The sequence below is a fragment of the Chryseobacterium sp. UNC8MFCol genome (assembly GCF_000482305.1).
Lineage (GTDB): Bacteria > Bacteroidota > Bacteroidia > Flavobacteriales > Weeksellaceae > Chryseobacterium > Chryseobacterium indologenes.
Genome location: NZ_KI535290.1, coordinates 94,535 through 106,122, shown reverse-complemented (window position 1 = coordinate 106,122; position 11,588 = coordinate 94,535). Strand labels below are relative to the sequence as shown.

Annotated in this window: 9 protein-coding genes; 4 read left to right on the top strand and 5 right to left on the bottom strand. The window is 34.8% G+C overall.

Annotated elements, in window-relative coordinates:
• Positions 1–110 precede the first annotated feature (110 nt).
• Positions 111–1,244: a 1-acyl-sn-glycerol-3-phosphate acyltransferase gene (locus M030_RS0114800; protein WP_027374208.1), complete on the bottom strand. Its 1,134-nt coding sequence runs from the start codon at positions 1,242–1,244 to the stop codon at positions 111–113.
• A 213-nt stretch (positions 1,245–1,457) separates the two neighbouring features.
• On the opposite strand from M030_RS0114800, the gene M030_RS0114795 reads away from it, so the two are divergent.
• From M030_RS0114795 to M030_RS0114785, 3 genes are all read left to right on the top strand, one after another.
• Positions 1,458–2,618, top strand: a complete 1,161-nt coding sequence (locus M030_RS0114795) for a T9SS type A sorting domain-containing protein (protein WP_027374207.1) — start codon at positions 1,458–1,460, stop codon at positions 2,616–2,618.
• Positions 2,619–2,799: 181 nt separating this feature from the next.
• On the top strand, positions 2,800–3,564 hold the full coding sequence (locus tag M030_RS0114790; protein ID WP_051585094.1) for a T6SS effector amidase Tae4 family protein: 765 nt from the start codon (positions 2,800–2,802) through the stop codon (positions 3,562–3,564).
• Entirely contained in the window at positions 3,549–3,956 is a 408-nt protein-coding gene (locus tag M030_RS0114785) for a hypothetical protein (protein WP_027374205.1), read from the top strand. Before M030_RS0114790 ends, M030_RS0114785 begins: the two co-directional genes overlap by 16 nt.
• 81 nt (positions 3,957–4,037) lie before the next feature.
• Here M030_RS0114785 and M030_RS24250 read toward each other — a convergent pair whose 3' ends face one another.
• Both M030_RS24250 and M030_RS24245 read right to left on the bottom strand, forming a co-directional pair.
• The gene (locus M030_RS24250; RefSeq protein WP_034722713.1) at positions 4,038–5,930 is read right to left on the bottom strand and encodes a DUF262 domain-containing protein; all 1,893 of its coding nucleotides are present in this window, start codon (positions 5,928–5,930) and stop codon (positions 4,038–4,040) included.
• A gap of 380 nt (positions 5,931–6,310) precedes the next feature.
• Entirely contained in the window at positions 6,311–6,808 is a 498-nt protein-coding gene (locus M030_RS24245) for a hypothetical protein (protein ID WP_034722770.1), read from the bottom strand.
• 286 nt (positions 6,809–7,094) lie between these two features.
• On the opposite strand from M030_RS24245, the gene M030_RS0114765 reads away from it, so the two are divergent.
• Complete coding sequence (locus M030_RS0114765) at positions 7,095–7,508, top strand: helix-turn-helix domain-containing protein (RefSeq protein WP_027374204.1); 414 nt, start codon at positions 7,095–7,097, stop codon at positions 7,506–7,508.
• 48 nt (positions 7,509–7,556) lie between these two features.
• Here M030_RS0114765 and M030_RS0114760 read toward each other — a convergent pair whose 3' ends face one another.
• Positions 7,557–10,418, bottom strand: a complete 2,862-nt coding sequence (locus M030_RS0114760; RefSeq protein ID WP_027374203.1) for a type I restriction endonuclease subunit R — start codon at positions 10,416–10,418, stop codon at positions 7,557–7,559.
• Positions 10,419–10,520: 102 nt separating this feature from the next.
• Positions 10,521–11,447 (bottom strand): tyrosine-type recombinase/integrase, encoded by a 927-nt coding sequence (locus M030_RS0114755; RefSeq protein ID WP_027374202.1) that lies wholly within the window; start codon positions 11,445–11,447, stop codon positions 10,521–10,523.
• Positions 11,448–11,588: the final 141 nt, after the last annotated feature.

Sequence of the window (11,588 nt, the reverse complement as noted above, 5' to 3'; positions counted from 1 at the left end):
TACGCGTGTTATGAAGGTGGAATTTATTTTGCCACGAATACACGAATATTTTTTATTCGTGTATTGATAGCTTTAAAGGATATTTTATTGTAAAGTTTTCGATCAGAAAATCAGATATTCTGAGCTTTTATTTTATTGATCAGAGGATTGGCATACATCGTCAGGAAAAATTCCTTAGAAACAGGATCAGAAGGGTCAATACGCATTTCCAATCTTCGGATAAACAATTGCTTTTCCTGTTCTGTATATTCTGAAGCGTAGGTATCGGTATGGTGAAGCAGATCGTATGCAATATATTTGGTAGGCCAGAGTTTGTAATTCTCAATGATCGAACGGTCAATCACCTGCGCTATTGCCTGCAGCTGTTTGTTTTTATTATCAATTGTAGCGGCAATTTCATCTAACTCGGTATCGAGAACATGACCGGCATGCAGGTGTATTCTTTTCTTTTGTCCCAAAATTCCGCTCAGCATGGTGGTGAAATCTTCATTTTTACCTTTTACATATTGCTCTTCCCGGTGTTGAGCGAGAAGCTGTGGCATTTTTAAAGAATCTGTCGGGTCATATTCATAAGAGATGGAAACAGGAACGATCCTTAACGTTTTAAAATAATCAGTAATCGTCTGATCTCCGGCGGCCATAGCGAGCATTTTTAAGACACCCTGTTGCGTTGAATCGTTACCGTCTTTAGCACGGCCTTCACGCTGGGCAATCCATACAGAACTCTTTTCGTGATGCAGTTGCTGCTCGATATATTCGGACATGGTTTGCGAACTGGTAAGCTGCTCGCGGATTGGAAGGCCTCTTTGTACTAAAAAGTTACGGTTCAGTTTTGCCAGTATATTCAGGAAGCTTTTGCGGACCAGGTTATCACCGATGGCAGAGGCGGTCATGATAAGACCTTTTTCCAGCAGCACAAGATTAAGCAATGAAGTATCCAGAACAATATCCCTGTGATTCGAAATGAATAAGTACGGAGTATTTTTATCTAATTTTTCAAAACCGGAAGTCGTCAACCCATCAGAACTTTTAGCAAGAATCTGACGGACGGTATGGGCAATGACCTGATGTTGGAAATCACTGATCGAATGGATGTTTTTAAACTGTTCCAGCCAGATCTGTTCATCCGTATCCGGAAAGGTGAAATTCATCAGTGCCTTCATCATGGGATCGCGGGCTACACTTCCCAGCTTTTCATTCACTTCATGATCATAGAAATACCGGATTTCATCAAACTTCGACATGGCTTACTTAATAAATTAAAACTTTTGCAAAAGAACAAAAATTTATCTGAGGACACTCCATACTAAGTGTTAAAGTATTATGAATGGCGTATAATTTTAATTTAATTCATTGAAAGTATTTAAAAATCAATAATATAAATAGGTTTTGTGTTGTATTATTTCCTATATTAGTGAAAAATAAAAACAACGTAACCAATTTACATCCCAAATAGTATGAAAACTCAATTTTACCTTATGAAGGCAGGTATCGTAGTGATACTTTCCCTTTCCGGGGCTCTGGGAGCCCAGCAATGGAATATTAACGGAAACTCGGGCATAGCCCCGGTCAATTATGTAGGAACGGTAGATCCGCGCCCTCTTTATCTGAGGGTAAACGGAGCATCCTCCAATCCGGGACAGGCCATTCTCAACGAAGCAGGTTCCTTTATTGTTGAAACCACCAATAATTCTAATGTGGCCAAAACAAAAGGAAGCATTGTCATTGGAATATCGAATATTCTTGGTGCACAGGCCAACAGCTCATTGGTAAGCGGATGGGAAAATGATCTGAGCAATGGCGGAGGGGCCAACATTATCGCGGGGCAGGCGAATACGGTAGTAAATGGCGCAGGAAAATCTGTGGCATTGGGATGGAAGAATACCATTAGAAATCACAATCAATTTGCGCTCGGAGTAGGAATTGACCTGGCTGATGTGTATTCCGGAGGTTTTGGAATTGATCTGATTGCCACAGGAAACCGTTCATTCGTGATCGGAGCAGGAACCGGCAGCGCGAAATTAACCAATGCTATTCCGCAATCTATTATGCTGGGGATGTCTGCAACGTCCACGATGCTGATCAAAGATCAGAGTGTAGGAATCCGTACGATAACTCCTACCGCGAATTTTCATACCGTAGGTACGGTAAGGCACCAGGGGTTACCCACAGGAAGCGGACGCGGTTTGGTGGTAGATAATGACGGAAACGTAATGGTTTCCAATACCCCGTTAAGCAGAACAGCTCATAGTGAAGAAACCATAGAAGAACTGAAAGGCCGTGTTAAAAGCCTTGAAGACACTGTAGAAGACTTAAAGCAATTGTTGTTAAACAGAAATAGTACCTCTACTTCAGATATTCCGGTATTGTTTCAGAATATTCCCAATCCTGCTAAAAATGAAACGGTTATCCGTTATTACCTGCCGGAAAATGCCCGTGCAGCCTCTGTGGAGGTGTACAGCATGTCAGGCCAGCTGGTCAAAACGATTTCCCTCTATGAAAAAGGAAACGGATCGGTACGTATTTCAAAAAATGACCTTCCTTCCGGAAACTATATCTATAAAATGAACGTCAACGGAAAGGTGACAGATTCCAAAAAAATGATCTTCCGGGATTAATACACTCATTATATCTATTTTCAAGAAGCGGCCGCTGAGATTCCTCAGCGGCCGGTTTTTTTATTTAAGTTGAGCCATATTATACTATTTGGTGTTTAATTTTAAAATATTTTATGGCATACACCTGAGGTATTTTATTTTTATCTAACTTTAGTGATATAATATAAAAAAACACATCAGTATGAGAATTAATAATTTTATGCCTATATTTCTTGAACAACGAAGGGGGTTTATAGCTACAAGTGGAAATAAACAGACCAGACCTGTTCAGATTTTAAGACCAAGCTGGAGAGATATGATTAAAAACTATCCGGATACATCTATTAATGTGGTTAAATTATATAATGACATAGGTAATAAATTAATAAATTATTATAATGATCCAAAAACAAGAAATAGCTGGGAAAACACTTGTGCATTTAGAATGAGTAAGGGGTTGAATTATAGTGGATTTAAGTTGCCGTACAATAATTCAAAATATAGATCGAAAGGAGGGGAAGGTGGAGTCCATATTGGAGATGATAAATTGAACTATTGGTATAGAGTACGCGAGTTAGCTCCATATTTGGCTGAACATTTAGGAACACCAGAAATTGATATAAAATTGGATAGGCTTGAAATGCCAGTTAATTTGAGAAAAAAAAATAATCTTACGCAATCAGAATGGACACAAATGTGGAATAATAAAAAAAAGATTTCACAAGCTGAGTGGTCTGTAATTTATAATACTAAAGGAATAATAACTTTTGATGTATCCGGCTGGACAAATGCTTCAGGTCATTTTACGTTATGGGATAAACAACATTTGATATACCCTGGTGGTGCAGAACACGATGATTCTACAAGTTCAAAGTATTATTTTCATATGTTTTATCCAACCATAAACAGAAAGGGTGAGCTAGATTTTATACAAACAAATAGAATAAGAATATGGGAATTAAAATAAAATTTCTATTATTGGTACTCATACTTCCAATCGGAGTATTTAGTCAAAATAAAGTTACTAACTTGAAAAAATTAGCCTTTAATTACTGCTTAGTAGGTAATTATTCTGCTATTGATTCTGCATTTTATAATAAATTTAAAGATGCTTCTGCAACTCAAATAGCAATAGATGGTAACTTTTTTGAAAATGAAGAACTGACTACTAAAATTAATAATTTTACTACAAGCCAGACATCAAAATACTATTCTCGGGATAATAATCTACATTTCGAATCTGGTAATAAGAATATAATATTTTGCGACTGTTTAAGTTTCTATGAATCAAAAGAATTGGATAACTACGTAAGAAAACTTATTGGATCAGCCTCTCAAAGGAAAAGTTCAAAGAAATAATGTTCACTATTTGGCTTGTAGAAGAATAGGAAGCAAAGAAAAAGCACCTTTCGGAAGTTCCTAAAAGATGCTTTTGTTCTTTTAGATTACAGTAATCTCTTTTTTTTCATAGACCAGTATTTCATGCTTTTCGCTGTCTGATAAAGACAATCCTGGAGTTTTTTTCTCAAGAAAGGCGAGTAATTCCATTCCACGGGCGTAGGTTTCATTTTCTGTCCAGTTGATGTTTCTACTGATATCAATTTCATTGTATGAGCCCGTACTGAATCGATTCTTTTTAATGTCCCATGAACTATTCCCCAATGAAGCGTTTTTACCGTTTTTCAGAATCGTAAGATTTCCAAGGGAATTAAGGAAGATTTTCTTCGCAAAATATTTTTCATCTTCGGTTTCAAATCTGTCACTTACTTCTTGAACCGGTTCCAGCCAGTAATCAGAATAATGTTGTGGAATGACGTGTTCAATCGTTGTTTCATGATAATCAGATAATAATACCTTATCATTGGACTCTTTAAATTTCACTTTTAATTCATGTTCATATTCAAAAAGGAAATATTTCAGATAACCCCAACGGTGAAAACCTTTGGCTCCCTTGACATAGGTGTATAAGGATTTAAATGAATTCACGATGTTCTGATTGACAACTTCGCTGTTAAGGTAGTTTTGCATCTCAGCCCGAACCTCAGATAATACGGTATTAAAACTGATGTTTTCATTGTACAACTTTCTTGCCCAGCTTGCCGTATTTCTTTCATCCATGATCCAGATTCCGGGAATACGATTTTTAAATAACAGCTTTTCAAGATCACTTAAAATATCAGAATGCTTTACTTGATCTTTAACTTTATAAAGAAGTGTGGCCAGAAGGATTTTAATTTCTTTACTTCTGTTCAGAATCAATATTTTATGAATAACAGGATCTTTAGAGTTGTGAATCTCATACCAGATGGGAGCGAGGTCAGACAACTTAAAAATATAATCACTTATTTTTTTATGAGAGACCTTTGTTTCTTTGGTTTCAGATTCATCTAGTTCATACTTTTCAGATTTATTACAAAACATCTGAAAAACTTTTTCTTCAGCTGACTTTTCAGAAAAAACGGAATCCTTAGGTCTCCGATAAAGAGATAAATGACCTGATAAGAACTCATCTTCGTCCAGGTAATTTTCTGAATCCTGAGCTAAAGCATCGTAAATTTTTCCCCAGGCGGTATTGATATCCTTTCTTAATTTATTTCTATCCTCATCGGGTTGAGCTAATTTTTCATTAAGATAGATGAGTCTGTTCTTTAACCTTTCTAAAATGGTCAACGGTTTTCCACGGTTATTCATGGTTTCAAAAACAGCCTGGACATCCAGGTCCTTTTCTATTTTTCTGATATCAAACAATAAGGAACCTGTTACTTTTCTGAAAATAAGATCTCTTTCTTCATAGCTAAGATTCTTAATTTTATCCTGGAAAAATTTTTTGGCAGCCAGTAGGTTTTTTGCATACAGATTAATTACCGCACTGTCTGATAGCTCATTCTTGTCCTCAAAGATATTCTGATATAAGAATTTGTAGTTTTTATCAGATTCCTGATAACCAAATTTATACACTTTACTATTCCCCGACTGATTCTCCTGATATAGAAATTTTTCTACCCAGGCTTCCTTCCTTTTATCGGCATAGCCTTTATCGGAAGACTCTATCAATACAAAAAGAAGAATACTCAGTGTTGTGAGCCTTTGTTGCCCGTCAACCACATAGAAGATATCATCGCTGATCCATTTTTCAGAATCATTGGCTTTTGTTTTTTCGAGGAAGATGGTTCCTGTGTAATGTTTTTTAAGTTCACCCCTTTCTTCCTGAATTTCGTCTATATCATCCCATAATTCACTCAACTGTTTATCATTCCAGGAGTAGCCTCTCTGGTAGTCCGGTATTCTGAAAAAGCCTTCTGAAAAGACTCTGTTAAGATTTATTGCTCCCATAGTTATTGTTATAACGGCAATGATAAGAAAAAATATCAATTCATAATTACGGGAAAGCGTAAAATCTGATGAAAAACAGCCATTAAAAGAGGCGTAGCCACTTCCAAAGTATCTCCAGGTATTTCAATACCCATCTCTAGGCACTTTGGAAGCGTCTTTAGCCCCTTGGAGAAGTGGCGATACCCCCTTACCTAAGGGGGTAACACGGGTTGCATAACCGGCTGTCGGGACTTGTGAAAGGGCTGTAGACCGTTGTTTAAGTGGCTGTAGGCCGTTGTACAAATACTTAGAGGGACTTATGGATGGGCTAAAGGGGGAATTTCATGAAAAAAGCACGCGAAAACGTGCTTTGTAATATAACTGTTATTTCAGTATTATGCTTAGGGATTATCATTATTAGAGGCTGGAGGAGGAGATTGAGGTTGCTGTGGAATTATAAAAAACTGTTTCATATCTTCATAAACAACATTAGTACCCGGAACATTTTCTTCAGACAGGAACCTGATATTTCTGTAAAAACTGATCGCATTGTGGTAGTTGTCATGATCTAATAATACTTTGGTATCAGACAGCTGCTCTGTGATGGAATCTAATAGTTGTAACCGTTGTTCTACCTGCTCTCTGGCGATATAATCCCTGTCGAATTCTGCTTTGTCCAGAAAGCCCGGAACATGCTGTGCGTACTGTTCCATATAGCTTTTGGCTTTATTTACAAAAAGCTTGTTCTGCTCTGCAATTCTCCCGTACTGTTGTCTCTGGTCTGGAGTAAGGTTGATGGTTTTTCCTACAAGGACGGTCTGGATGTCCTGAATAGCTTTGTCAATAGTTTCTAAATCACTTTTAGAAAAACTTAAACTGATTAAATTGTCTAGTGCCATAAGATGTGTTTTTTTTGATTGATTTTTCCAAATATAGTGAGTATTGTATTTGAAAAATGAGAACATTATCACTTTTTCCGGGAGCATTAAGCAGATTATGAAAATTGGATGATGGAGTTTTTATTTTCTGTATTTCCAGTGAAAAAAAGATTATATAAAAAGGAAAATGAAGAAGATAGCGCTAAGACAGGCAATAAAAGGAATATAAATCTTAATTATGCCGTTTTTTAGAGATCACTTTTATAAATATTTTTCTATATTTAAACCTCATAAATGTTGAATTATCATGGAACATAAAATACATCAGGGACGCAATGTAAAAAGATTCAGGGAAATGCTGGGCATCAAGCAGGAAGCATTGGCTCTTGACCTTGGGGATGACTGGAACCAGAAGAAAGTTTCTCTGCTGGAACAGAAAGAAATTATTGAAGATCCTTTACTGAAAAGAATTTCTGAAGTATTGAAAATTCCGGTGGAAGCGTTTCAGAATTTTGATGAGGAGCAGGCGGTGAATATTATTTCTAATACATTTACAGCTAGTGATAATGCTACAGGTTTTATGTATAACCATCATCCTACATTTAATCCAATAGATAAAATTGTAGAATTGTATGATGAAAAGGTTGCTCTCTATGAAAGGATGTTGAAGGAGAGGGATGAGATGATGGTGAGACTGGAGAGGTTGATTGAGAAGGGATAACTTAAGATATAGAAAAAGGTTCAGCATACGCTGAACCTTTTTCATTTATTAGGCATTAACTCCGTCAATGAAAACATCAACAAAATTTTGAACCTTTTGAATAATTCTTCTCCCTATATTATTTCTTTCAGTAAGCTTTGGCTTTACTTCAAGAAGTTTTAAAGTCTCACTGATTTTAGGTGTTTTGGAAGTGAAAAGAAAATCATCCATAATATCTCTGAATCTATCTTTGTTTAAGAATTCTTCATCTGCAATTTTGTCAAAAGCTGAATTTTTTTCTTTGTTCCAGAATTTTTCGAATTCATCATTAACATCATTACCGTCAGAAATATGAGGTAAATTCTCTTCTATAAATTTTTCTATTAATTCTTTTTTACTTCTCAGTTTAGCATCTCCGGAAAGAATATCTCTGATTTCTTTTTTCTTTTGCTCTAATTTATCCCCTTTCAGATTTGAATCAGCAAGATTTGCTAATAATGAAAGAATATAGTTAACATTTATTTCATCGCGATGAATTAATTCCAGTTCAAAATCTACATCATCTAAAATGCTTTCTTTTCCCTCTGTTCTTGGCTTTCCTTTTAAATTAGTCCAAATATCCAAATACTTACTTTTGTAACCATCAAACTCAAATTCAGTCATTTTCACTTTATCGAAGTCGAAATCGGCAAATGATTTTAATACATTAAGAATACGCATAACTTCACGGAAAGCAGTTATAAATTCAAACTTTTCCTGTTCCGTTTGATAACTATTAACACTGTCAATCTCGGGTGCAACTAGCTTCAATGTCTCTAAGGCAGAATTAAAAAGCTCAATGTAATTTTCGATTGGCTGAATAATGATTTCCTGAATAGCTTTTTTATTTGAAAATAAAGTCACTGCATCATCTGTTGCAGATTTTAAATTACGGAAGCAGACAATATTTCCTTGCGACTTCTTATCTCCTAAAAGTCTGTTGGTGCGGGAAAATGCCTGGATTAATCCATGATATTTTAGATTCTTATCGACAAATAAAGTATTTAGTTGAGGGCTATCGAATCCCGTTAAGAACATATTAACAACAATAATTAAATCAACCTCTTTGCTACGAACTCTTTTGGCGATATCATTATAATAATTGTAAAAAGTCTGGGAGTCTTTTGTCGAAAAATTTGTACCGAACATTTCATTATAATGACCGATATATCTTTCCAATATGTTTCTGCTATGAGAATCGCCATATTGTGCCTGTGGCTCTGCAACCATTGCAAAATCTGGTTCTTCATAGATCCCATTTGCATCTTTGGATTCTTCATTAGTTCCATAGCTGAAAATTGTTGCAATTTTCAATTGATGTTTACTTTCTTCTTTTTTCTTTTGGAAAAGGTCATAATACTTCTGCAAAACATCAATACTACTTACACAAAACATAGCATTGAAAGTATTGCTATGCGTTTTTCTTCCGTATTCTGCAATGAGATAATCTGCAATTTTTTCAAGTCTTTTCGGGCTTTCAAGAAGCTCCTGAGTATCTATTGCTTCAACATCAGTATCAATGTAAGTGTTACTCCCTTCTTTTTCCTTATATCTACCAACATATTCTACAGAAAACTTTAAAACATTATCATCTCGAATTGCATCTGTAATTACATATTTATGCAGACAATCTTCGAATAGTCTATTAGTGGTTGCCGGAGCTCCGTCTATTTTCCCAATTGAATTAACTTCAGAAATCGGAGTTCCTGTAAATCCAATCATTTGAGCATTCTTAAAGTACTTTTTGATATTCTGATGCGTATCTCCAAACTGACTTCTGTGACACTCATCAAAAATAAAAACAACTTTTTTGTCTTTTAGTTTTTCAATTTTGTTACCATGTTTTTCTTTGGTAATAGCAGTATTGAGTTTTTGTAAGGTTGTAACAATGAGTTTGGTGTTGTCAGAAAGTTGTTTCACTAAATGGGCCGTATTTTCAGTAGCATCAACGCTACCTTTTTCAAAAGCATCAAATTCTTTTTGTGTCTGATAATCCAGATCTTTTCTGTCCACTACAAATACTACTTTTTCCACTTTCGGAATTTCTTTCAGAATCTGACTGGCTTTAAAAGAAGTTAATGTTTTTCCTGAACCTGTAGTATGCCAAATGAAACCATTTTTATCTGTATTTCTTACTCGGTCAACAATTTTTTCCACTGCATAATATTGATAAGGCCTTAGCACCATTAAAATCTTGTTCGTTTCATTTAAAACGATATACTTGGTAATCATTTTAGCAATGTGACATGGCTCTAAAAATGCTGGTGCAAAATGATCCAGCTGTGTTATATTGTTGTTTTGATCATCTGACCAATAAAAGGTTTGTTTAAAAGTCTGTTTAGCATTATTAGAATAATATTTTGTGTTAACTCCATTACTGATAATGAATAGCTGAACATAATTAAAAAGTCCATTTCCAGAGTTAAAAGATTGATGATGATAACGGTTGATTTGATTAAAAGCTTCTTTTAATTCGAGACCACGTCGTTTTAGTTCAATTTGAACCAAAGGCAACCCGTTAATTAGAATTGTTACATCATATCTATTCTTATAATTTCCTTCCTGAGCAATTTGATTGGTCACCTGAAACTGATTTTGGCACCAGTGATCCTGACTGATAAACTCAATCCATTCTGAACTTCCATCATCCTTTGTAAAGTGGAACTTATCCCTAAGAATTTTTGATTTCTCGAAAACATTTCCTTTAGAAAGGTGATTTAGTATTTTTTCAAACTCTTTATCAGAAAATGTCTTTTTATTATGGATTTCGAGTTGAGTTTTTAGATTTTTAATTAGATCAACCTCATTGCAGATTTTGACTTTTTTGTGACCTAACTGCTGCAATTGTTCAACTAATTTTTGTTCTAAAATATATTCTGGCTGACTTGACATTTTGGGGTTATGAGTTTAGTTAAAGCCTTGTCAGAGCTTTAAGCTCTGACAAGATTGTTAATAGTTTTCCCAAATGTAAGAAATATTGTATGATAACTAAAATTATTTAAGTGCTTTAAACATCTGATCGATTGCTTTTTTCTTTTGTTCCAGATTAGGGTGGACATAAAGATTTAGTGTAGTACTGATATTGGAATGTCCTAATAAAACACTTACTGTTTTATAATCACACTTACTTTCGATACATCTTGTTGCAAAACTGTGTCGTAATCCATGAAATTTAATATCCGGAATTTCCAGATATCGCATCAGATTTTTATAGTAGCTTCGGTAAGTTCTTGGTTCTGTAGGCTTCGAATCATTAGTTAAAACATAAAACGTCGGATTAACAATTTTCTTAAAAGGTTTCAGCATTCTTAAAAGATCTCTGGTGATTGGAATTTCACGAATTGAATTTTTTGTTTTAGGTGTATCAATAAGAAGTTCAGTTCTACGTTCACCATCTTCAATGACATAGATTCTTTGGATTGTTTTTCGAATATTGATAATACCATTATCTGTATCAATATCTTCCCAGGTAAGTGCACATATTTCACCAATTCGCATTCCAGAGCAAAGACAAATATAAACACCTAAATTTCTGAAAGTAAAATGCTCCTGAATATAATTCATTACTTTTTTCTGATGTGTTCTGCTCAATACCTCTATTGTATGCGTTTCCCGAACCGTAGGGTATTGTACATCAAAATTGATGAACTCAATCCATTTATTCTTTGCTCCAAATTTCAATACCATTTTCAGTACAATAAGAATGTCTTTGATACTTTTCTGGCTTAATCCCTGATCCAGTTTTTGAAACACAAATTTTTGTACATCCTGATCCTCAATCTCAGAATGCTCTTTAAATACAGGGAGTAGATGGTTTTCCAGCAACAATACATAAGCCGAAAAGGTTGATTTTTTTACATACAACTTTTTGTCATTCTTCCAAAGTTCAGCGATTTCTGCTAATGTTTTCTTTCTTGTCATAAATTTTTTGATTTTTAATGATTTTCTAACTAATCTCAAAAGTTATGAATTAAGATTGGGGATTTATAGTTATTGAGCTTTAACACAAGTTTTAATCAATCTTTGCCTTTCCTAATTTGAGAAATGTACCGAAATTAAGGT

Coding starts and splice junctions, on each gene's coding strand:
- M030_RS0114800 (WP_027374208.1), bottom strand. CDS start 1,244: ATGTCGAAGTTTGATGAAATCCGGTATTTCTATGATCATGAAGTGAAT.
- M030_RS0114795 (WP_027374207.1), top strand. CDS start 1,458: ATGAAAACTCAATTTTACCTTATGAAGGCAGGTATCGTAGTGATACTT.
- M030_RS0114790 (WP_051585094.1), top strand. CDS start 2,800: ATGAGAATTAATAATTTTATGCCTATATTTCTTGAACAACGAAGGGGG.
- M030_RS0114785 (WP_027374205.1), top strand. CDS start 3,549: ATGGGAATTAAAATAAAATTTCTATTATTGGTACTCATACTTCCAATC.
- M030_RS24250 (WP_034722713.1), bottom strand. CDS start 5,930: ATGGGAGCAATAAATCTTAACAGAGTCTTTTCAGAAGGCTTTTTCAGA.
- M030_RS24245 (WP_034722770.1), bottom strand. CDS start 6,808: ATGGCACTAGACAATTTAATCAGTTTAAGTTTTTCTAAAAGTGATTTA.
- M030_RS0114765 (WP_027374204.1), top strand. CDS start 7,095: ATGGAACATAAAATACATCAGGGACGCAATGTAAAAAGATTCAGGGAA.
- M030_RS0114760 (WP_027374203.1), bottom strand. CDS start 10,418: ATGTCAAGTCAGCCAGAATATATTTTAGAACAAAAATTAGTTGAACAA.
- M030_RS0114755 (WP_027374202.1), bottom strand. CDS start 11,447: ATGACAAGAAAGAAAACATTAGCAGAAATCGCTGAACTTTGGAAGAAT.